The organism is Candidatus Leptofilum sp. (assembly GCF_965223525.1).
In the GTDB taxonomy this organism is placed as follows: Bacteria; Chloroflexota; Anaerolineae; order Promineifilales; family Promineifilaceae; genus Leptofilum.
This window is the reverse complement of record NZ_OZ245005.1, coordinates 708471-730681: the sequence shown is the minus strand read 5'-3', so window position 1 is coordinate 730681 and position 22211 is coordinate 708471. Positions and strand designations below refer to the sequence as shown.

The window sequence follows — 22211 nt, the reverse complement described above, 5'->3', positions numbered from 1 at the left end:
ATTTCTGAATTACTGCAAATCACAAAATATGATGGATTACGCCAATGTAGAATCGGCAAGCATCAAGAATTTGGCTGATCTCGCAACTTTCATCTCGCATGTGGGCCAATTTGTAATCGCCTGGCCCAAACCCAATGGAAGGAATGCCCAAACTGACGGGCGTGACAGCATTGGTGCTGAAATCCCAGAAGCCAAATTGCTGTGGCTCAGTGCCAAAAGTTTTCCGGTAGGCAGCCACACATGCGCTTGTCAGCGGATGGTCTTGTTCAATTTTCCAGGCGGGATGGAATGGCTCGTAGCGTACTTTTTTGCCCGTCCAGCTCGTTTTGTGAAGTGTGCCAACCGCCCAGGACGCATTGGTTCCCTCGGTAAGTTGCGCCATCTCTTGCTCAACCGTCTCTTTTGTTTCACCAGGAACCATGCGGCGATCCAGGTAGACCTCGCATTCGGTAGGGACTGCGTTAAGTGACGCGCTGGTGCTGCTGATTTTTGACATCACCAGCGTACCTTTGCGACCATTGCGGGTGGGGAGTTGGGCATTTAGCTTTTCTACGCGCTGGATGATTTCTGCCATTTCGTAGATGGCGTTTTTGCCCTTTTCTGGGGCAGCACCGTGGGCAGAAACGCCGTGGGTTGTAATAGCAATTTGGGCTTTCCCTTTGTGGCCCAGCGTGATTTGATTGTTGGATGGTTCGCAAATTAGCACATAATCAGGCCGTAGATTCAACTCTTCAAAGAGATGTTTCAGGTTTTCTCCGTCACAATCTTCTTCCATGACGGTACAGGAGATGTAGATGGTTTTGCCCTCTGCTAGACCGCTGTTTTTGGCAACCAGACCTGCATAAATGGCGGCAGCGGCGGCTGATTTCATATCCACAGAGCCGCGACCGTGGAGACGGCCGTCTGCAATTTTGCCGCTAAATGGAGGAATCTCCCACTCAGCCGCATCATTCACGGCCACGGTGTCCAGATGGGCATCTAGCAAAATGGATTTTTCACCGTTACCAATGCGCCCCAAAACGTTACCCATCGAATCGAGAATTACCTCGTCATAGCCCAGCGCTTCCATTTTTTGCTTAGCAAACTGAATGACGTCTCCTTCTTGTCCCGGCAAACTTTTGATCCGAATCAAGCTTTGGGCCAGTTCTAAAATTTCAGCTTCCAATTCTGGGGAAAGTAGCTCAATTTTGTTCATCAACAATTTGTAGCCGCGGATTCTAATCCACGCAAATGATGCTTGCTATCTCAAACAGGACACGGATAATCGCAGTAAATCTGTGAAAATCCGTGTTTATCCGTGTCCAATTAAATTGGATCAATAGCGCGGCAAGAATCCGCGGCTACGAGAAAATATTTACCAGAGCAGGTTGTCTTCAGCCTTCACAACGCGCTCTGCTTCAAAAATGAGCTTTCTTAGGCTGGCTCGACGGCGGAATTTGGCATTGGGGGGGAGGTAAGTGGGGGGTACGGCCGTTGCCACCGAATTATGCGTCACGTTAAAACAAGGCGCATATTGCCGGATGAGCCACTGCTCGGCCGCATCTAGATCGTTATGCAGATGATTAAACGATTCGTCTTGCGAACTCAACAGTTCAATGGTGAAGCTCATTGATTTGGGCCAGTTGACCCACATAAAACGCCCGGTAATCGAATGCCCCTTGAAGCCCCCCAGCAAATGCTCCCACACGCGGGCAAACGCTAGCTGGGATTGCCCCACATAAAAAACGACCTCTTCGTCCCGAAAAATGTATAAATCTAACCCTTGCCACGCCTCCAGACATTCCTCGATGAGCAAAAACCGCTTGAGCGGCAGGGCAATGTGTGGCGATTTCATTTCAGGTGGATACCAGCGACCCTTTAGTGTAATCGAAGGAGATAATGCGGTTGGGCGTTACTTCGATGATGATGGGTTCCCACTTGGCGGCAAGCTGTTGGGCGTAGGCATCCCCATATTGGCCAATGTACCGTTCAAAAATGGAGACTCTTTTGCTGGCAGCGTTATTTTTGTCGAGAACGGCCGTGCCAACTACCATCACCCCCGCATACGGCATTGTATTGCTGTCAATCAACACCGTTACCTGAGGGTTGCGCTGAATGTTCTTTACCTTTTGCGTGATTGTCTGAGTGCTCAGCAGCAGCTTCCCGTTCTTGTGTTCGTACCAAATTGGAATTGTATGGATAGTGCCATCGGCGTTGTGTGTGCTCAGCCGAGCTAACAATGGCTTTGCCAGAAACGTATCCAATTCTTCCTCAGAAAAACCAGGCACCTGCGGATATTTTTTTACCTCTTCCATACGATTCCTTTGGGTCGCACTATTTCAATTTGAGCGGGCCACCTTGCCCATCGTTGTCAAACCATTTGATTTCGACCTCCAGGCTGTGCTGGATGCCTTTGGTCCGCTTGTCCTCGTCCTCTACCTGTACTTCCAGAATCAAATTGTACGGTAGATTCACGGTGAGATCATCTTGCCCCTGGCTCAACACAATTTGACCTGTGGAAAGTTTGTCTGCGAGCTGATGCAAAAAATCGCAAACCTCACCACGTGTTTTACGCTCTTCGCTTTTGAACAATCTAACTTCTTTACCCATCAGATTCCTCCATAAAACAAAGCCAGTATTGCACCTATTTTAAAACAAAAATCCAGTCACAGAATACGCAAATTTCATAGATTAAAGTCATAAATCTGTCTCAATCCTCTACAACATGCAACTCCCAAATCTCCGGGTAAAGCTCCTGAAACGTTAGCCAGGTGTCCCGCTCGATGGCGGGGTCGTTGGAGCGCACGACGTTGAGCGAAATTTGCAGATTCTTGAGCGCGGTATCAAACTGGCTTTTGGAACAGCCCTGCGCTGCCATGATTTCTTTGCGAAGCTCTGTCGTTTCCCAGGGCTCGTTGCGAATCTTCTCAAAAACGTGCCCAGCCAATGAATTGAGCTGGCTGACTGGCTTGTAGGCAGCGGGAAAGTGCGTGTGGCGGAGATGATCCATCGTCATCAGCACGGCAAAGCCGCCCTTGATTTTGCCGTAGAAAATCTCGTCGGGGAAGGTGGCGGGGAGGCGGTTTTTCCAATCCCAGACTGCAGATATCTTCTCCCCCCAACCTTTTTCGCCTTCCTGCTTCTCTGGCAAATCCACGTGTTCCCATAGCGAGGGCAAGCCACTTTTTTCACTCTCGAAAATGGTGCAAATTTGCAATGCGCGGATTAAAGCACGAGCTTCTTCAAATGTTTTGATCATGTGATTTTGCCTTATAAATTTACAGAATTTCCACCAATCGTGCGGTAGGAACGAGGCGGTGGCGAGACGAGTTGATCCGTTCCATCATACACTATTCGCCACCGCCTCGCCCTACATGGTTGTGAATTGGGCGAGGCAATCGGAGCGAAGGCCGTTTGCTGGGTCAAGATCATGGCCGATTGCCTTGCCCCTATGCTCGCCAACAAGCACGGCCGTTCCAAATACCAATCTCACTGTGTGCCGGAACTTGCCGATAGACAATGACCGAGGCCAAAAAATCGCCGCCAGACCCCAAACTGTTGATCAGAATCAGAAGAATCACAAATTGCTGCCAAAAATAGGGCAGTCTGAAAAAATGGGCGGCCATCAAGAAAATGGTTGGCAACAGCGTCAGCCCCACCAGCGGAGCCAGCCGCATGACCAACCAGCGAGAGCGGTACATAAAGCCATCATAATGTACCCCAAACTGCACTTTTTTGGGCCAGATGTTCAAGCTAGATTGCTCGGAAAGTCCCCAACCAGGATGCCAGATCAAATGAAGCAGTTCATGAAAAACGATACAAATGATCAGCACGGGAAAAATTATCCACCAGGGAATAGATTCGCCATTGTACGTGCTGCGCCGAGGAAACAGATATGATTCGACGGTAAGGATGATAAAGGGAACAACTGGAATGATCAGCCCTGCAATTATAGAAAGAATAACCCCCACTCTTTTTTGGGGTTGCTGAATAAACTGAATATCTGCGGGCACTACTTGGCTATGATCTGAGTGAGGTTTAGGATTAATTCGCAGTTTCATGATAGTCAGTTTAGTTCATATGTGGAAGGTGGGGAAACGGCCGTTTCCTCCACATCATCACGGGTTGACAATAAACTTACTAACAATGCGCCACGTCCCATCAATCTTGGCCAACTGGTAACTTTCCAAATAGCGGCCACCAAAATCAAAAAGCACCGTTGCCCCAAGCGCATGAAAAATATCAACGGCAAGCATCGTGCCCTCGCCAAATTCAAAGGGTGTGTAGTCTGGGGCTACCCAGGAATCAATGGCATCTTTCATCGTCATTGACCACAGTTCAAGTTCGCCATCTTTGTTTTGGTATAGCCCGTCATGATTGCCACGTCTAACGCAAACGCCTGCTCCAATCGAGCACGATCCTTGTGACGATACCCTTCGCAATAGCGAAAAACAGCTTCACGAATTGCCTCATAATCACTCATTGAGTGCCTCCTTTTTAACCTCCCGAAAGTTGACGGCGGAACTGCACTCTTTTTTGAAGCCTCTGGGAGGTTGCCCGTTTTTCTACCCACTATTCATCCTCACCAAAATCGCCAACCCCAGCACCGTCCGCGTTTGCGCCGGGTTCATGCCGGTACCTATCACCGAATCTAAAAAAGCTGGAAAAGCGGTGCCGCGAGGACGCCGACCACAGGACATGATGAAGACCTTGCGATAGCAGAGGAACTATGTTTTATCTGAAACATACTGTGACGAAAGATTGTTGAACCCAGTATTTTTATTCGCTAACGCTTTTCTACGCTTCATAATATCTGCGACAACCGAATGCGTTTCGACATACCGTTTATCATTTTCAATAACTACTGCAAGACCAGCGAGTGAGACCTGAGAACCATTAGCTGCTTTGAATCTTGCTTCAATATCATTTAGAAGATTTTCCCAACTCATCAAGTCTTCTATTAAAACATCACGAATTTTTGATTGAACTGCTTCCAGACCTTCCATAAATTCTCTAATGTATCGGTTAATGCTAATTTTTTGCCCTAAATCTTTTATCTCTGACAGGACAGAGCTTTTAAATTTCTTGTCATCGAGAAAATATCGGATTTCCATTTGTGGAATGACCGTGTGTAAAACATAATCCTCGACTTTGTGTGAAGCGTAAGTTATGGTGTGAATCGGATAGCCTCTATGTTGTACATGGTTTCTAAGAGCTTCCATCACCCGATATCCGAGTAATTTATCATACTGCTTTGATTTCTCTTCCTTGATAAGATCTACTTGGAGTGAATCAGAGCCATAAATATTGCTTAAATGGTGAGTGCTTTGATCTAAAAACAGTCTGCTTGCACTCAATAGATTGATAATTCTACGACTGATAGCCCGTCTTTCTTCATGACCCCTGTCGAAAAATTGGCTTGGAGAGACCATGTGTCGTGCCCCAAGACTAAGCAAATCTTCTTCATATTCTAAGAAATTGCAGGCAACAAAATCGAACTTCTCCTCAAGGTATAATGCTTCCGCTAGTCCATTAATTGCTTGAACATATTTAGAGTACTCATGTTCTTCTATCTCAACGAAACCTGGAAATCCTATAGTTAATTTAGTTATCCCGTAATTCATTTTTCTACAGCCTGTTATTCAAAGGTTACTATTGCAGAAACATCGTTGCAAATTATCTCGTTCCAACGGTCTCCGTTTGGATGCTCTGCGCCACGACCGCATACATTCCACGCCCTGCGTGGAACGAGCTGCAAAATCTACATGCGGAAGGTGCCGAAACGGCCGTCTGGCAACCCCGCATTCAAAGTCGTCGAAAACGCCAACCCCAGCGCCATTCTCGTCTGAGCGGGGTCTATGATGCCGTCGTCCCAAAGGCGGGCGGTGGCGAAGTACGGGTTACTCTCGTGGCTGTACTTATCCAAGACAGGCTGTTTGAAGCTCGTTTCCGTCTCGGCAATTTGCTCCGGCGTAGGATTCTCAAATTGGCGCAGGGCGCGCGTTTGCCCCACTGTCCACAGCACGTTAGCTGCCGCCTCGCCGCTCATCACGCTGATGCGGCTGTTGGGCCAGCTAAACAAAAAGCGCGGGTCGTAGGCGCGCCCCATCATGCCGTAATTGCCCGCCCCGTGGCTGACGCCGTGGAACAAGGTGATGCAGGGCACATTGACGTTGCTCACCGCCATCACCATCTTCGCCCCATCTTTGGCGATGCCCCCATTTTCATACTGCCTGCCCACCATGAAGCCCGCGATATTTTGCAAAAAGAGCAGCGGCGTGCCCCGTTGGCCACAAAGCTGGATGAAATGTGTCGCTTTCAGGGCAGATTCGCTAAAGAGCAGGCCGTTGTTAGCCACGATGCCCACCGGGATGCCCAAAATGTGGGCAAAGCCGCACACAATCGTCGGGCCGTAGCGAGCCTTGAACTCGCTCAGGCGCGAGCCATCCACCAGCCGGGCGATGATTTCGCGCACGTCGTAGGTTTGGCGGCTGTCGGCTGGCACCACGCCGTACAGCTCCTCCGGGTCGTAGAGCGGGTCTTCCGGGGCTTGCAGCACCACGGGTACATTTTTGCGCTGGTTGAGATGGCTGATAATCTCGCGCACCTTTTCCAGCGCTTCTTCTTCGTTGTCGGCAAAATGGTCAGCGACGCCGCTGAGGCGGGTGTGTACGTCTGCGCCGCCCAGCTCCTCGGCAGTCACTTCTTCACCCGTGGCCGCTTTCACCAGCGGGGGACCACCCAAAAAGATGGTGCCGTTCTCCCGCACGATGATTGTCTCGTCGCACATCGCTGGGATGTACGCGCCACCCGCCGTACACGACCCCAAAACGGCCGAAATCTGAACAATCCCCTTGCCAGACATCCGGGCGATGTTGTAGAAAATCCGGCCAAAATGTTCGCGGTCTGGGAAGACATCTGCTTGCAGGTGCAGAAATGCGCCGCCGGAATCCACCAGGTAAATGGTGGGCAGCTCATTTTGCTCGGCGATGTATTGGGCGCGGAGATGCTTTTTCACCGTTTCGGGGAAGTAGGTACCGCCCTTCACGGTGGGGTCGTTGGCGATGATCATGCACTCCAGCCCGGCCACGCGCCCCACGCCCGTTACGATGCCTGCGCTGGGGGCTTCACCATCGTACATCTCCCACGCCGCCAGCGGGGACAGCTCCAAAAAGGGGCTGCCGTCGTCCAAAATGGCGTCAATGCGGTCACGAACCAGCAGCTTGCCCCGTGACAAATGGCGATCGATGGTGCGAGACGGCCGTTCCACTGCTGCTTGTTTTTGCCGTTCATGAAGCTGGTCGGCCAACGCCTTATTGTGCTCAAAATTTGTTTTGTACTCAGAACTGTTCGTGTGAATATGGCTAATTATTTGGCTCATGGGTTTCCTGGGAATTGGTTTGAATCACGAATGACACGAATGGACGAATGGCACAAATGATTCATAAGTGCGTTAAATTCGTTGATTCGACAAATTCGTGATGAAAAATGATTTAAATGTGGGCAATTATGCCTGAATTGATACCTAGTTGAAAATTGGAAAGTTTTACGATGATTATGTTATAAAATCTTGATGCGATATGCATAAAAATCATAGCTCGTCCAACGAGATAACCTCCACATCAGGCGCATATCGAGTACGAATAATTATGGACGGAATTTTCTCGCTAAATAAAATGTGGAGATTTATCAAATTTCCTGCTATTCCAGTTCGGAATAAATTTACTTGTTCTGCTAACTGTTCATATGAAACTGCAATGCTTGACTGTTTTGGATGAACCTTATCATCACGAATCTTCCGAAGGATTTTGAAATGCTCCCATTCAACCCCGCCTTTCTTTAGCTTTTTCCCGCCCGATATTTTTGGTATCCACTTATTAATTTTGTCATCAAAGCTTACTTTATTTTCACGTGAATCAATTAACTGCCCTTGAGGATGCCTTTGGTTCCAATGCTCTACTTGGTAAGCAATGTAGCCTTCAATGCTTGCAATACCTTCGACGATAGCTCTGCAAAAGAAGTGTTTCTAATTGCTCGTGTGCGTGATTTTGCTGCCTTTTCAAATCTTGCCCAGTATTCGTAGATTGCATAGCTTCCAGGACTTGTTAAGATTGTACTCTCATCTCCGGTTGCCATGTCAACTGTTGAGATCTTTGGTGAGCCAATAGTCTTAAATGTACTTCCAACCTGGTTTTCAAATAACGGTACCGAGTTTTCATAATTGCGGCATAGTTTAATTACCTCGTTAAACTCATAGCCTGCTTGAGCATAGGCACGTTTCACATCAGCATCAGTTTTGTAAGGAAAGCTTTTTGCCCGAAATTTGGAAGGCCCGTCAAGGTGATGACTGCCATATTTTGCAAGAAGTAATATCAATTCCTTTGAATTTCTTGCAGAAATTTTTTCTTTTTGTTGGAGCTTGTATTCTGTCATAATTGAATTTGAGAGCTTACACTGCCAAGTCGATGGACTAATTATCCATGAGTTTGGTGTTTAGGGAAAATCAGAAAGTTTTGTTTATGGATAATCTGAACGCAACTGATTTACAGAAATCTATTGATGAACAGGGTATTGCTGCCCAAATTTTGCATCTGGATGTGGATACGCCGACGGTGGCGGATGCGGCCGTTGCGCTGGGCGTCGCACCGGAGCAAATTATTAAGTCGGTGCTGTTTTTGGCGGATGGGGAGCCGGTGATGGTGATTGCCAGCGGCTTGGCGCGGCTGGACCGCAAGGCGCTGGCCGACTTTCTGGGCGTGTCGCGGCGGCGAGTGAAGATTGCCAGTGCGGAACAGGTGCTGGCCCACACGGGGTACGTGGCGGGTTCCGTGCCACCGTTTGGCTATAAACAACCTATTGAGACTGTAGTGGAAACGGCCGTTCTCCAACTAACAGGCCAAATTTATGGGGGCGGTGGGGAAGTTCATGCCCTCATGCAGCTTACAGTGGCAGAATTACAAAAAGTGGTAGGGGAGCGAACGGCCGTATTACAAATCAGTTAACGGTAGTCAGTGGCCAGTAATCAGGCAGTTCCACTGATAACGGAACACCGATTACTGATTATTACTGGTGCTAATGCAAAATGCGTGTGGTGGAGAGATTCGGCTGGCTTAGAGCCTCTTCTGTGGCAGCCGGCAAGGTGAACCAAAACATCCCCCCTTCGCCAGGGGAGGTTTCTGCGCCAACTTGGCCACCAAGCCGCTTTACAATGCGCTGCACAATGGAAAGCCCCAGCCCGTAGCCGCTGTCGTTGCGTAGGTTTAGCTGGGTGAAGGGAACAAACAACTTCTCGCGTGCTTCCGGGGTGATGCCAATGCCGTTATCCTTAATCCAGAATTTGACCATGTCATGGTCAACGGCCGTTGCGCCTAGCATCAATTTAGGTGGACGCCCCCCGTATTTAATGCCATTGCTCAAATAATTCACCCAAATTTCTTCAATCCAGGGTGCGTACCCTAACGCCACGGGCCATTTTTCTGGCAATGTTATGTGAACGCCATATTGCCGATTCAGGTGGGCCAGCCGCTGTCGCGCTTCGTCTACAATCAGCGACATATCCAGCGGGGCAATGGGCACTTCCATTTCGCGCACGCCTGCCAGCAAGAGCAGCGCATCAATGATGCTGGCCATCTTGTGGCCGCTTTGCTGGATAATTTCCAAATACCGTTGCCGATCTGTTGGCGGCAAATCTTCAAATTTGTTGGAGACGGTTTCTGCCAGCCCAACCACATGGCTGATCGGCATTTTTAGGTCATGGGCAACGGTGTGGGCAAAGGCATCCAGTTCTTCATTGCGGGCTTGCAAAGCGGCCGTGCGTTGCGCCACACGGAGTTCCAGCGCATCGTTAGATAGCTGCACTTCACGGTAAAGACGGCCGTTCTGAATTGCCATCGCCGCCTGGTTTGCAATTGCTTGTAGCTGCACCAAATCATCCTCAGAAATTGGCTCTGCCTCGCCAATTGCCCCAATAACCAGCAAACCAACAAGCGCTTCCTGATAGGCCAGTGGCGCGTAAGCTAACGAATGTACCTGAGCGGCCTGTAGCTGGGCAGCAGCAGGCCAATCTGGGCTTGCTTGGATTGTATTTAGCAGCAGCGGCTGGACCTGCGAGGAGAATTTGTGTTTGTAGGCTGGTGGCATAATAGATGACAGTTGTTTAATCGGCTCAATTTGCCCAGCGCCATGCCAAAATTGGCAGGCTTGCGGATTGGCTTCATCGAGGGTGAATACGGCCGTAAACGAACAATCTAAAGTGTCTACCGTTTCTTGGCACACCACAGCCACTGTTTGCTCTAGCTCGATAGTGGCGCTGAGTTGGGCCGCAATTTGGGCCAATGTTTCGGCCTGATTACGGGCTTTGCGCTCGCTTTTTAGCAGATGGCTGTAGCTTAACGTGCGGGCCGTTTGCACCGTAAGCAGCGAGAGTAAATCCAAATCATCATCAACAAAAAGCGGTATTTGGCGGCACAAAACAATGAGCACACCGTAGGTATGCAATGGCGTGGCGATAGGGACAGTAAGCATTCCCTTGGCACCTACAACATGAGTTAACTCCAGGCCTATTTGCCCCAGATCTCCAGGCGTCGTTGCAAAAAATGGGCCACGCTGTAACCACATTTGCCCCAAACGATTGGCACCGGCCGGGATTTGTACGTTTGCTAATTCAGAGAAATTTATCGGTGGGGTAATGAGAAGCTGTTCGCTTTCTGAATCGAGCATGGCGGCAACGGCCGTTATGCTATCTACACTGCGATGTGCGGCTACACACAGATATTTCACCACCTGCTCTAGCTCCATATCGGCAAATTGGGCAGGCACGTTATGCAAAAATTGATTCAATTCAGCGAGCTGCCAATATTTTCGCAGCCAGCGGGGTGGGGCAAACCCTAAATAAAAGGCGCCACCAGCAATGAGTGTCAAGGTGACGGGGATGAGGCCGAAAGTGGCGTTATCAACAAAAACTTGACGGAATGGCAAAAATGTGACAATTGCCAGCAGCAAGGTCAGAATACCCAGAGCCACCAAATTTAGCCGCCAGCGGGAAACCCCACTGTTGGCGCGAGCTGCCTGAAAAAAAGCGACCACAGAGAAACCTTCTACGCCAATGAAGTAGGCCAGCACCAGCAGCAAGAAGGCGTTGGTGCCTGTGGAAAGCAGCAAAATGATGCCAGAAACAACCATGCCCACCAGCGCCAGACGAAGGATGATCGGTTGTATCTGCCGAAAATGTTGTACGAGGCGCAGCAGTAAAAAGGGATGTGCCACCACAGCCAACGTGGATAGCGTTTGGCCAAACGGAGCTAAATTTTGGTACCAGTTTGGGGGGGTGAGGGCCAGGGAGATGGAGAGCATGACCAAAGCAATATCCAGGCGCACCCGTGTACGAAAACGCGCTAAGGCGGCCAACGCCAACAGGGTTAGCCCCCAGAAGAAGAGCTGAATTAGTAGGGTAAGGGTTGCTTCAGACATGCCAATCCCATTATAAACAAAAATGACGCCAATCGTTAGCCGCTTTTAGCGGCGATTCGGCAAAATTCCCTCACCCTTCACGAAAATCACCTATTTGAGATTGCGCTCGATGGTTAATTCCGGGTAGGGGGGCGGTTGGTTGAGGAGGTTAGACGGCCGTTCCCGTAAATATTGGTCAAAAAATGCAAGAAGATATTCGTTTTGGATGGTTAGACTGTAGGCACTATTGATGTTGCCAGAAAGCTCAAGCTGCGGCGTGAGCGGTGAGAGCAGCGCCAGATCGGTGAAATCGTAATGCTGCGTCTCTGCCAAAATCAGGTTGTAGCCATTGGCGGTGAGGTTGTTGAAGATGGCCCGTCCACGTGCCTGGTTGTCTGGCCCCAGCCAGCGCGGTGTGCTGATGAACATGAACGGCTGGCTGGGCCCTTGTGCCAAAACAGTCTCGCCAACGGGTAGCAGCCAGCTATCTAGCCCCACACCGGCTCGGCAACGGGCATCTTGCAGGCAAAACTGCATCGTCGCGCCGCCGCCAGTGGAATGCCCAAACACACCGGCCTGGTTTAGATTAAGACGGCCGTTCAGCAGATGCCCAGCCTCACCGTTCCACGCCGTCATTGTATCCAGCAAAAAGCCAATATCGTTGGCCCAGGTGCGTACCAGCGGGTTGCCCTCTACCGGATTCGACGAGCCGCTAGGGAAAATGCGTGCCGGATCATAGAAGAAAACACGGCCGTCCGGGAAAATAGTGATGGCGTTGGCGTAGCTATGTTCTATCGCTGCCACCACGTACCCGTGACTCACCAATTCACGCACCATCGTGGTGTTTTGCATCCGAATGCCCGTTAGCCCATGCGAAAAGATGATGACCGGGAACGGTGCGCCTTCGTTGGCCACAGGCACATCGAGCCAAATATCTAACTCGGTCAGGTTCACATGGCTCACCAGAAAAGCGGGTAGGCCAAACTGCTCGGCAATCACTGGGCCCGCAATGCCCAGGTCTGGCAAGTAGTTTGCTTTTTCACCTGCACGATTAGCAGCAGGGTACCAAACTTGCACCACCAGCTCCCGGTTGTCGTTAGGGTCTTCAGTGTAATTTTCCAGCCGGCTTTCATCTACCAAAAAGGTGGTAAAGGTGCCAATGGCGTATGGGCCGGTAGGGTCAGGCAGTTTGGGGACAGGCATGGCTACTGGTAGAGTCACCGCCACCAACCATACCAGCACGCCCAATAAAGCACCTAACCACGCCAAGCGCGGCGGTTGGAAATGAACATCGCGCCAGCGCAAGGCTAGCAGGAAGCAAACGGCCGTTAAGCCATACGCCGGAACCATCTGCCAACGATACCCCTCAAAAGCGAGGTGCAGCGCGGCAAATAGGACAGCTAATCCTGGTGGAACAAGCAGCCAATGCGGCCGTTTGCGGCTAAACAAAAGCCACAGCAAGGTCAGCAGCAAGACAATGAGGATCAGAATTTCAAAGAGTCGCATATTTGGGAAATTTTACAATAAGGAACACAGAGCTTCACAGAGGGCGCTCAGAGTGCCACAGAGAATTTCTCTGTGAAGCTCTGTGCTTTCTCCGTGTAACTCTGTGTAACAAAAAATTAAATTCGCAGCACCAGCTTGCCCGCTACATCCCCTGCATCTAGCCGCTGCAGGGCGGTGATCCCTTCGCTGAGTGGGTAAACAGTATCAATAACGGGTTGGAGACGGCCGTTGAAAATTAAATTCATCACCGTTTCGTAATCTGCTGAACTGCCCATAGTGCTGCCAATGATGCTGAGATGCTTGCCAAAAATGAGACGGTTATCAATCTCGAACTTGGGGCCGCTGGTGTTGCCGACGGTGAGCAGCCGCCCCCCTTTTTTGAGCGCACGCAGCGATTTGTGGTAGGTAGCGGCACCTACGTTGTCTACCACAATGTCTACCCCGCGCCGACTGGTGGCTTTGAACACCGCCTTGCCCCAATCTTCCTTGTTGCGGTTAATCAGCACATCTGCTCCCAGCGATTCCGCCATGGTCAGCTTTTTATCTGTGGAGCCAACGACGTAGATGCGACCTGCCCCGGCTAGCTTGGCAACCTGGATGGCCGCCGTGTTCACGCCGCCGCCCGCCCCTACAATCAGCACCGATTCACCGGCCTGCAACCCCCCACGGGTGATGAGCGAATGCCACGCTGTTACATAAACCAACGAGGCAGCAGCGGCGTCTTCAAATTTGGCCTTGTCGGGCATTTTGAGCAGGTTGCGGGCGGGAACGGCCGCATATTCCGCAAAAAAGCCATCCGCATGTTCCCCTAAAATGGCAAAATTGTCGCTCATGTTGTCCAGGCCGCGCCGCCCAAAATAGTCGGAGTTGCTGCCCAGGGTAGGGTTGATCGCTACGTGATCTCCTGTGCTGAACTCGGTGACCTGGCTGCCAACTTGCGCCACTACGCCCGCGCCATCGCTGCCCATAACGTGGGGCAGCTTCAGGTTTAGGCCAGGCCAGCCTGCCAGTACCCACAAATCGAGCCGATTGAGTGCGGCCGCTTTGACGGCGATTAAAACGTCGTTTGGGCCAATTTCTGGTTTTGGCACGTCGGTGAACTGTATATTTTCCAGCAATCCATGTTCATAAAATATAATGGCTTTCATAGCAAAATCCTGTTTGAGCGTCGGTTTTAATTGTGGTTTTCTAATCGTCCCAGACTTCGTCGAGATTGTCTTTGTAGTAATCGAGCGGGTCGGCATAATCGAGGATGTTCTGGTCGTTGGTGGTTTTTAGCAGCAGATCGAGCAGTAGGCTAACGGCTTCATCCTCACGGCCGTCGCTGTAGTAAGCTAAGGCCAGAAAAACGTTGCCGCTGTTGTTGTCTGGGAATTGGGTGACGGCTTTTTCTAGCATTTCCACAGCTTCGTCAAAGTTACCCACGTTGCGGTGGCTGCTGCCCAGGCAAACAAAGCATTCCTGCAAATCGTCGCCGTCTAGCCCTTGCTTAATTGCTTTTTGGTAGTAGGGAATGGCATCTTTTTCTTCCCCCATGACGTCGTAAGAGCCACCAACTTCGTAAAGCACCAGCGGGTCGCTGGGATGCTCGGCGAGCAGTTCAAGCAGCAGTTCTTGAGATGCTTCCAGTTCGTCGTCGCGGCGCAGCTCTTTGGCGCGGGCGATGGTTTCTTCAATCACGGTTCTTCTCCTGTAGAACCTCCCTCAGGTTTGTTCTCAAGCACTGGTTGCGGATAGAACCTGCGGGAGGTTGGTTGTCAGTTGTTGATTATGTTTGAATGATAACAAGGGTGGGTAAACTGGCAACCTGAATCTTGTCGGTTTACGGCCGTTTTGGTATGTTCGCAGTTGATTTATTAAGAAGACACAGACCTGTCCTGAGTAACGCCGAGGAATGAACGGTGCTCGACACAGATGGGAGAGAAAATCAGTCTGAATCTGTGTAAATCAGTGTCTAATTCAAAAAACGTATACTGAACGAGAGGGTTTTATGACAAGAGCAGTAGCAAAGCGGGTGAGTGGTCGGTTGCTGTGGGAGAATGAGGCGAAGCGGAACGGCCGTACTGCTCTGCTGCTCACCAATCCCAAACCAGATCGGGACGCCGCCAATTTGCTCTATCTGCGCTTTGCCTTCGTGCTTATGGGCACAGAAGCCCCCCTGTTCCCGAGCTTTTTAATTGACGATTGGGGGGGCGAGGTGCGGGGAACGGCCGTTTACCAATGGATCAAAGAAAATGGCAACCAATTCCCCCGTGCCGAGATTTTTGGCTTTGACCAGCAAGGCACTGAAGCTCAATACTTTGTGCGTGAGCTGGAGCTGTATGCCAAGCTGCCTTGCTTGGCGTACCCAAACCGCCAGATGCCGCTAGCTGAAGGCACACCCATCCACGCCATCTTGCTGCCCGATGGCAGCGTTGCGGAACCAGTAAAAATAAAACGACCGTCTGAGTTGAAACGGCCGTTAAGCGCAGCTAGAGTCCCCTGGTGGCAGGTGCCGCCTACCATGAGCCAGTTTGATTTTGGTCTGCTTGAGGAAATAGCGACCTACTAGTTCAGTCCGGGAGAAGTCCCCATGACGTTATTATGTCGAGTGTGCCGGACTGTTTAAGTATTGCGCCTTGGTCAAAAATCTAATGCGGACTTTCGGAGCGCAATACTAAATTTCCTCGACGGACAAAATGATGGGGACACGGCCGTTTTTCACAAAATAAAAGCGGTACGTTTGATTTTGTTGCAATGTTGCCATCTGCTGCGCGGTTTCCAGTTGGTAAGTTTTACGTCCAATTTTGAAGAAGAAGGCTGTTCCTAAACGACGGTCTGGCGTTTTTACTTCCTTCGACCAGGTCTGAACCTTGCCTTCCATGACGCTAATCTTGCCTTGAGCCAAATCGCGCCCTGACAAGTAATCTCTTGCCAGCGCCAGCAAAAAGAGACCGCCGAAACCCCCGGCAAATCCTACTAAAAACGGCCGTGCATTTTCAATTCCCGACGCGTCTAAAAACAGGGCTGCTGCCAAAAATGCAACGGCCGTTAGGCCAAACGCAATCGCTGCCGCCCGCTGCCCACAGCCTCGTGCCTGCTGATATTTTTGCACTCTTTTAACCTGTACACCTGTCAAAATGCCAGATCGATTTTTGGCTAAGGCATCTGCGTTAAATGAAAACGCCTCATTAAGTTTAGGGATATTCGTTGAATTGGACATTTGTGATTACTTGATGATCACTTCTACGATAGGTCGGCGACCTGTTTCGGCATACAAAAAGCGACTAAGTGCTTCTTCGATCTTCTTGTTTAGATTTTTTCCGCGTCCATCAAACTGTTTCACGGTACGCTCAATGGTCTCTTTTGCGTCATCAATAAGTCCATTTGCATCCCGTCGGTCAATGAATCCGCGCGAGATGATGTCGGGCAGTCCTACCATTTTGCCCGCATCATCCAAACCCACAACGGCGAAGAAGAGGCCGCTCTGAGCCAATTTGTCACGATCGCGCAGCACGGGCCAATCAATTTCGCCAACGCTGTCGCCGTCCACAAAGATGTAACCACCACGCATTCGGGGCAGTACATCCAACGAATCAGGCGTAATTTCAATCGGTGTCCCATTTTCGATGACGGCAATATCTTCGGCGGGAATGCCCAACTCTTGCGCCATAACACCGTGTTGTTTTAGGTGGCGCAGTTCGCCATGTATCGGCACTAAAAATTGGGGGCGTACCAAGTTGATCAATAGCTTCATCTCTTCTTGGCTGGCGTGGCCAGAGACATGCACATCGGCAATATTTTCGTATAGCACATTGGCTCCGCGCCGAAATAGCTGGTTAATCGTGCGGTGTACAGGCTCCTCGTTGCCGGGGATAGTGTGGGCAGACAGTACGACGGTGTCCCCTTCTTCAATTTGAAGGCGGTTGTGGTTGCCCCGCGCCAGCCGCCCCATCACTGCGCCTGGCTCGCCCTGCGACCCGGTAGCCATAATGACCACGCGCTGGGGACGCAAGGAGGAGATGTCGCCAATATCAATGAGGGTGGCTTCATCAATGTTTAGGTAGCCAAGCTCCATGGCCATTTTGGTGTTATCTCGCATGGACCGCCCGGTGATAGCCAGATAACGCTCATATTTTTTGGCGGTATCGGCTACCAACTGAATGCGGGAAATAAGCGAGGCAAAGCTGGCGACGATGATGCGTCCCGGTGCGTCGTGGAACATTTTGTCGAAGGCAACCTCGATTTCTTTTTCAGATTTGGTCCAGCCGGGGCGGTCTGCGTTGGTGCTGTCTGCCAGCAGGCACAGCACACCTCGCTGCGAAAATTCGGCTAGCTTGGCAAAATCTGGGGGCCAGCCGTCGGCGGGGGTGTGGTCAAACTTGTAGTCGCCCGTGTGTACGATGAGCCCAGCGGGGGTGGTAATGCCAAAGCCGACACAATCGGGGATGCTGTGGGCTACGTGGAACGGCTCGATGGTGAAATGTTGACCGACTTGAAATATATCTCCGGCTTCAAAGGTGATAAGCTCTATGTTTTTTTTCAAGCCCGACCGCCGCATTTTGACATCAATCAGGCCAATGGTGAGCGGGGTGGCGTAAATGGGGGCATCAATGTGGCGCATGACGTGGGGCAGTGCGCCTACGTGGTCTTCATGACCGTGGGTGATGAGGACAGCGGCGATGTTGTCTAGCTTGTCCATTAAATATTGGTAATCTGGAATAATGGCATCTACCCCCAGCATATCGTTTTGGGGGAACATGATGCCGGCATCAATGATGACAATTTCATCTTCGTATTCAACGGCAGTCATGTTTTTGCCAATTTCCCCGCATCCGCCCAGGGGGGTGATGCGAATTTTGTCGCTCATAAAACCTCCGAATGTAACGAGGAGTCTCTTTCTCCTCGATGATGTTAACTTGGAAATATCAAACGCTCTGCGCTTGCAAATTTTTTTGGCAAATCGGCAATCATTCCCGAATCTTTGTTCCGAAACGGCCGTTCACATTGTAAAAACCAGTTGTGGCTAGCTTAGAATGCGTAAACGTGAGGCAAATTCTGGTGCTTACGAATACAACGAGGTTATTATACACGGAGTAGAAACCAAACCAGAAATATGAGCAAGGCTTGGACGAGCCCCAGGGCGAGGGTGTATATCCAGAGGGCAGGGCGACTTGTGGTTTGCTGAGTGGCAGGTTGGCCGGCGGCAACCACCAGGGATGTTTTGTTGGGCTGTGCAGATTTTTGAGGCGCAACGGCCGTACTGCCCGCATACCGAATAATCGCCACAGAAATATTGTCCTCACCGCCACGCTCGTTGGCGCGGTGGATGAGGATATCTGTGGCTTCGCCAGGCTCATTTTCAGCCATCACTAGCGCGATTTCTTCATCGAGTACGTGCCGGGTGAGGCCATCGGAACAAAGCAGCAGCATGTCGTCAGGTTCCAGTTCTTGCTCAAATAGATCAATTTGCGGGGAGCGTTCGGAGCCGAGGCTGTAGAGAATGACGTTGCGGCGGGGATGGAACTGGGCTTCTTCTTCGGTGATGGCTCCTTCTTCCACCAGCTTGGCTACCAGGCTCTGATCTTTGGTAATTTGCTGGATACGGCCGTCTCGCCACAAATAGCCCCGACTGTCCCCTACGTTGGAGATGTAGGCATGGTTTTCTTGCAGAACGGCCGCTACCATCGTGGTCGCCATGCGACTGTTATCGTTCCGCTCTAGCACAAATTGGCGCAGCTCAGAATTGGCTGCGTGCATGGCGTTGAGCAATCGTTTTCCCCAATCTGGCTCATCTTCGTGCGCCAAATAATGCTCGATGGTTTGCTGCGAGGTCATCTCGCTGGCAACCTCACCAGCATCTGCGCCACCCACACCGTCGGCGACGATGTAGAGCCAACCGTGCTTCTGTTCTTCTTCTGCGTTACTGGGTTGCCAATAGGAGACAAAATCTTCGTTGTGGTCACGGACTTGGCCCGTGTCTGTGCGGAGAACGGCCGTAATTTGGTCTAAATTGCTCATGTTCCAGACTATAACCCAGTACACCAAAAAGAATCAAGCAGGACTTCGGTTCCAGAGGCAAATCGTAGGATTGATAGCCACAGAGGGCACAGAGGAACATGAGATTTTTCTCTTTTATCTCTGTGTCCTCTGTGGCAAAAAAAACTTAACGACTAATGCCGAGGCGAAAATATTCTTCGGTTCGACTATCTATTAAAAACGCGGCCTCTTCCACCGAAATGTCGCCGTAGAAGGCGCGTTCGATCTCTTCGCTGGCGGTGCTTTCAATTTCTTCCCAGGTACTGATGATGGGAACGAGGCGTAGCGTAACGGCCGTATTCAACCAAACCCGGCTGCGGGCAGGGAGCTGATTTGGATCCAAAAACGCATCCGATTCTGCGACGGCGATGAGGGATGGCACGGTACGGCCGCTGCCCGCAATAATGGCTTGTCCGGTGAGCGAATTAGCAAACTCGATAAACATCCAGGCCGCATCCTTGTTTTCTGTGGTGCTAGAGAGGCAGTAGGCGTCGCTGTGCAGCACGCCAGCCACTTCCTGGTTGCGAGGCAAGGGAGCCACGTCCCAAACAAAATCTTCAATTTCACGGTAAGTGGGCGTTCCCCGGCGGCTGTTCAGGAACATAGCGGTGCTGCCGCCAATGAAGCGGCTCTCGCTTTCCTGCGCTGCTTCTTCCACGCGATTTGGCACCACGCCATGCACCTGCCGCAAATCCACAAACCATTGCAGCGCCGCCTGCGACGGTGGCCGGGTGATCGTCAGTCGGGTGGGGAATTCGTCGCTGTTGGCAATGGGGCCACCGTTTTGCCACACAAACGGAGCCAGCCGGTACAGTGAGGGCTCAACGCCGAGGCCGTACTGGTCAATCATGCCGTCGTTATCAAAATCTTGGGTGAGTGTAACGGCCGTTTTTACAAAATCATCCCACGTCCAATCATCTGCCGGGTAAGGGATGCTCGCCGCATCGAACATCTCTTGATTGTAGTACACCACCAAGCTGGAGATATTTTGTGGAATGCAGGTGATTTCACCGTTCCAGGTAAAGGCGTCAATGGTAATTGGGTAAAAATCTGCTGGCTGGATGAGATCGCTTTCGGCCAAAAAAGGACCGACGGGTTCTAGCAAGCCGTTGGCCACAAACGCACCATAGCGGCGATAATTCATCAGGGTCACGTCTGGCGGTGACCCGGCGGCAAATTCGGTGGCCAGACGGTCACGATAATCGCGTGGCGAGGGGATGTGCGTCACTTCAATGTTGATCTCTAGATGTGCGTCTTCAAAGGCGGCTACCAAATCGAGATAGGCCTGCCGTTCGGCCGGATCGCCAAACACCATGAAGCTGACGCTTTCCTGAGCGGGTGAGCAGCTAACCGACAGAAGCATCAGACTGCTAAATAGCAAATAATGTATTACGTATTGCGTATTACGAGCAAAATTTACGCAATACGCAACACGCAATATTTTCAAAGGAAAACTATTTTGGATCATAGATTGATTGAATCTCACTTTTGTTGCCTATTTGGCGGTTAGAGGCAGAAAAAGATGGTTGCTAAAATGGTCGTTCTTGTACAGCGTGATACTGTCTATGAGGCTACCCGTGCGACTGTAAAAGCTAAAGGTGAGGCAGGTTAGGCTTGCTTCCAGCCGCATTGCGCCATAATCCAGATTGTAGCGCACGGCCGAGCCTGCTATTGGGCTGCCCAGGCTGTAAATGCTGCGCCCGCCCAGCCCGTTGACAAAGTAGAGAATGCCGTCTTTGTGGATGCGCTCATAGGTGTGGTCATGCCCAGCGAGTACGGCCGTTGCTCCCCAAGCTGCAAACGGCCACTGCAAATCGAGCATAGAACCATGCACGCTGGAAGATGAGTAGGGTGGATGGTGCAGCGTCACCAGTTTCCAGGGGGCGGCACTGGCGTTCAGTTGGGTTTGAAGCCAGGTGGCTTGGATGGAGGTGGCGGTACGGCCGTCTGGCTCATGGGGGTCACTATCTAGGGCAAAAAGATGCACAGGGCCGAGTTCAATGTCGTAATAACGCTCATTGCCAGGCAGGGTGAAATAATCCAGATATGGTTGCAGGGTGCCTGTGTTCCAATCGTGGTTGCCCGGTGTGGGGAAGAAGCGGTTCTCCACAGAACCGGTACCGTAGCTGCCGCCGTAATTGCCAATGTGTTGCTGGTAATATTGGCCGATATTCTCATCAATGGTGCTGGCTTCACCGTCGGGATAGTTGTTGTCTCCGGTGGTTAGTACATAATCCACATTCCAGCTATGTATCAAATTAGCAACATCTGCCTCCGGCTGGCCCGCATCGCCATAATCGCCAATGACGGCAAAGGTAGTTGTTCCCACGCAGGCGGCATCCCCCGCCAGCACAGTGTCAATCTGATAAACCTGGTTGGGTTCACGCCAGAACATGATGAAGATGATGGCCGTTGCGGCTGTTCCCAATAAGGCTCCCAACAACCAACGCCAGTGTTTAAAAATCATATTCCTTTCACGGTGCGGCTGGTATCTTACCAACCATACCATTTTTCTCTTATTCTGGTGGTTTTGGCAATTTGATTTTTGGTCGGTGTTGGACTATCAAATCAACCAATTCATTTTGTTGGCCTTCTCTAAAATATTTCTCGACTAAAGCCCGCGCTTGAGTATCTATACCACCAGATTCAAACTGACTATACATCCAACCAAGTTCAAAATACAATGTCCTCAAATCTTCTTCATTATTAAAATGCTGTTTCAGGATATTCAACAACTCGCTCCGATATTTACGTTCTTCGGGGGTAAAAGGTGAGTCATTTGAGGTAGGAACGGCCGTATCTGCCGAAAATTTCCATCCGTAGGATTCAAGTCCCTGACGTAACAATGACCACCAACCTATAATATAATTTTTCCAATTTTCGAATCTGTAATCAAAATATATCTTGATATTCGATCTAATGGTGCAGCGACAACTTCTATACTCCCATAAGATGCTGTGAAAACTTCTTTACCGTTATGAATTTTTGTTCCAAAGCCCAAATTATAAAAATAGATCACTTGGAGATTTTCTAAAAAGCATACTCGTACACTTCGATCTGTAACTTTAGCGATATGCCTATCTCTAATTATGCTTCTAGCATTAGCCATAAATTCTGATGGAGTACCGTTGAAAGGGAAACTCTCAACCATTTTCAAAAATTCTTGGCTTGATAAATACAAGTTTTCAACTTGATTAGCATTAAGTTCCATCTCAATATCCTAAAATATGTGCCGACATTGTGCGTTGATCCCATTTGTA

Annotated in this window: 25 protein-coding genes; 2 read left to right on the top strand and 23 right to left on the bottom strand. The window is 50.4% G+C overall.

The genetic code is table 11. From position 1 onward, the window contains the following. Positions 1-19: 19 nt before the first annotated feature. The 12 genes from ACOQPM_RS20210 to ACOQPM_RS20155 form a co-directional block, all read right to left on the bottom strand. Entirely contained in the window at positions 20-1195 is a 1176-nt protein-coding gene (locus tag ACOQPM_RS20210; protein ID WP_420632065.1) for a YgeY family selenium metabolism-linked hydrolase, read from the bottom strand. Between the two features lie 159 nt (positions 1196-1354). Beyond that, positions 1355-1834, bottom strand: a complete 480-nt coding sequence (locus ACOQPM_RS20205; RefSeq protein ID WP_420632064.1) for a hypothetical protein — start codon at positions 1832-1834, stop codon at positions 1355-1357. A 1-nt stretch (position 1835) separates the two neighbouring features. Continuing rightward, on the bottom strand, positions 1836-2294 hold the full coding sequence (locus ACOQPM_RS20200) for a pyridoxamine 5'-phosphate oxidase family protein (RefSeq protein ID WP_420632063.1): 459 nt from the start codon (positions 2292-2294) through the stop codon (positions 1836-1838). Between the two features lie 19 nt (positions 2295-2313). Further along, positions 2314-2589: an amphi-Trp domain-containing protein gene (locus tag ACOQPM_RS20195; RefSeq protein WP_420632062.1), complete on the bottom strand. Its 276-nt coding sequence runs from the start codon at positions 2587-2589 to the stop codon at positions 2314-2316. A gap of 100 nt (positions 2590-2689) precedes the next feature. Then, positions 2690-3238: an AlkZ-related protein gene (locus ACOQPM_RS20190; RefSeq protein ID WP_420632061.1), complete on the bottom strand. Its 549-nt coding sequence runs from the start codon at positions 3236-3238 to the stop codon at positions 2690-2692. Between the two features lie 190 nt (positions 3239-3428). After that, positions 3429-4040: a DUF3267 domain-containing protein gene (locus tag ACOQPM_RS20185; RefSeq protein ID WP_420632060.1), complete on the bottom strand. Its 612-nt coding sequence runs from the start codon at positions 4038-4040 to the stop codon at positions 3429-3431. A gap of 57 nt (positions 4041-4097) precedes the next feature. Continuing rightward, positions 4098-4307, bottom strand: a complete 210-nt coding sequence (locus ACOQPM_RS20180) for a hypothetical protein (protein ID WP_420632059.1) — start codon at positions 4305-4307, stop codon at positions 4098-4100. Continuing rightward, the gene (locus tag ACOQPM_RS20175; RefSeq protein WP_420632058.1) at positions 4304-4462 is read right to left on the bottom strand and encodes a nuclear transport factor 2 family protein; all 159 of its coding nucleotides are present in this window, start codon (positions 4460-4462) and stop codon (positions 4304-4306) included. Before ACOQPM_RS20175 ends, ACOQPM_RS20180 begins: the two co-directional genes overlap by 4 nt. 82 nt (positions 4463-4544) lie before the next feature. After that, the gene (locus ACOQPM_RS20170) at positions 4545-4679 is read right to left on the bottom strand and encodes a hypothetical protein (RefSeq protein WP_420632057.1); all 135 of its coding nucleotides are present in this window, start codon (positions 4677-4679) and stop codon (positions 4545-4547) included. A gap of 27 nt (positions 4680-4706) precedes the next feature. Beyond that, positions 4707-5603 (bottom strand): hypothetical protein, encoded by an 897-nt coding sequence (locus tag ACOQPM_RS20165; protein ID WP_420632056.1) that lies wholly within the window; start codon positions 5601-5603, stop codon positions 4707-4709. Between the two features lie 137 nt (positions 5604-5740). Then, complete coding sequence (locus ACOQPM_RS20160) at positions 5741-7360, bottom strand: carboxyl transferase domain-containing protein (RefSeq protein WP_420632055.1); 1620 nt, start codon at positions 7358-7360, stop codon at positions 5741-5743. A gap of 575 nt (positions 7361-7935) precedes the next feature. Then, a complete protein-coding gene (locus ACOQPM_RS20155; protein ID WP_420632054.1) occupies positions 7936-8412 on the bottom strand; it encodes a hypothetical protein in 477 nt (158 codons plus the stop codon). Between the two features lie 86 nt (positions 8413-8498). Between ACOQPM_RS20155 and ACOQPM_RS20150 the strand changes: the two genes are divergently transcribed. After that, positions 8499-8981 (top strand): aminoacyl-tRNA deacylase, encoded by a 483-nt coding sequence (locus ACOQPM_RS20150; protein WP_420632053.1) that lies wholly within the window; start codon positions 8499-8501, stop codon positions 8979-8981. A gap of 70 nt (positions 8982-9051) precedes the next feature. Here ACOQPM_RS20150 and ACOQPM_RS20145 read toward each other — a convergent pair whose 3' ends face one another. The 4 genes from ACOQPM_RS20145 to ACOQPM_RS20130 all read right to left on the bottom strand — a co-directional run bounded on the left by ACOQPM_RS20145 (position 9052) and on the right by ACOQPM_RS20130 (position 14613). Next, complete coding sequence (locus tag ACOQPM_RS20145) at positions 9052-11448, bottom strand: ATP-binding protein (RefSeq protein WP_420632052.1); 2397 nt, start codon at positions 11446-11448, stop codon at positions 9052-9054. A 90-nt stretch (positions 11449-11538) separates the two neighbouring features. Beyond that, positions 11539-12933 carry an alpha/beta hydrolase family protein gene (locus ACOQPM_RS20140; protein WP_420632051.1) on the bottom strand — a complete coding sequence of 465 codons (1395 nt, stop codon included), beginning with the start codon at positions 12931-12933 and terminating at the stop codon, positions 11539-11541. A 116-nt stretch (positions 12934-13049) separates the two neighbouring features. Then, positions 13050-14081 (bottom strand): zinc-binding dehydrogenase, encoded by a 1032-nt coding sequence (locus ACOQPM_RS20135; RefSeq protein ID WP_420632050.1) that lies wholly within the window; start codon positions 14079-14081, stop codon positions 13050-13052. 40 nt (positions 14082-14121) lie between these two features. After that, positions 14122-14613, bottom strand: a complete 492-nt coding sequence (locus ACOQPM_RS20130; protein ID WP_420632049.1) for a tetratricopeptide repeat protein — start codon at positions 14611-14613, stop codon at positions 14122-14124. Between the two features lie 310 nt (positions 14614-14923). Here ACOQPM_RS20130 and ACOQPM_RS20125 point away from each other — a divergent pair, with 310 nt between their 5' ends. Then, the gene (locus ACOQPM_RS20125; protein WP_420632048.1) at positions 14924-15484 is read left to right on the top strand and encodes a hypothetical protein; all 561 of its coding nucleotides are present in this window, start codon (positions 14924-14926) and stop codon (positions 15482-15484) included. A gap of 105 nt (positions 15485-15589) precedes the next feature. Here ACOQPM_RS20125 and ACOQPM_RS20120 read toward each other — a convergent pair whose 3' ends face one another. The 7 genes from ACOQPM_RS20120 to ACOQPM_RS20090 form a co-directional block, all read right to left on the bottom strand. Next, complete coding sequence (locus ACOQPM_RS20120; protein WP_420632047.1) at positions 15590-16135, bottom strand: hypothetical protein; 546 nt, start codon at positions 16133-16135, stop codon at positions 15590-15592. Positions 16136-16141: 6 nt separating this feature from the next. Continuing rightward, positions 16142-17782: a ribonuclease J gene (locus ACOQPM_RS20115; protein ID WP_420632046.1), complete on the bottom strand. Its 1641-nt coding sequence runs from the start codon at positions 17780-17782 to the stop codon at positions 16142-16144. Between the two features lie 215 nt (positions 17783-17997). Then, on the bottom strand, positions 17998-18933 hold the full coding sequence (locus ACOQPM_RS20110; RefSeq protein ID WP_420632045.1) for a Stp1/IreP family PP2C-type Ser/Thr phosphatase: 936 nt from the start codon (positions 18931-18933) through the stop codon (positions 17998-18000). Between the two features lie 145 nt (positions 18934-19078). Beyond that, positions 19079-20314 carry an ABC transporter substrate-binding protein gene (locus ACOQPM_RS20105; RefSeq protein WP_420632044.1) on the bottom strand — a complete coding sequence of 412 codons (1236 nt, stop codon included), beginning with the start codon at positions 20312-20314 and terminating at the stop codon, positions 19079-19081. A gap of 132 nt (positions 20315-20446) precedes the next feature. Beyond that, entirely contained in the window at positions 20447-21418 is a 972-nt protein-coding gene (locus ACOQPM_RS20100) for a metallophosphoesterase family protein (protein ID WP_420632043.1), read from the bottom strand. Between the two features lie 49 nt (positions 21419-21467). Further along, a complete protein-coding gene (locus ACOQPM_RS20095) occupies positions 21468-21797 on the bottom strand; it encodes a hypothetical protein (RefSeq protein WP_420632042.1) in 330 nt (109 codons plus the stop codon). 11 nt (positions 21798-21808) lie between these two features. Next, positions 21809-22162, bottom strand: coding sequence for a hypothetical protein (locus ACOQPM_RS20090; RefSeq protein WP_420632041.1), 354 nt, complete (start codon positions 22160-22162; stop codon positions 21809-21811). Between the last annotated feature and the right edge of the window lie 49 nt (positions 22163-22211).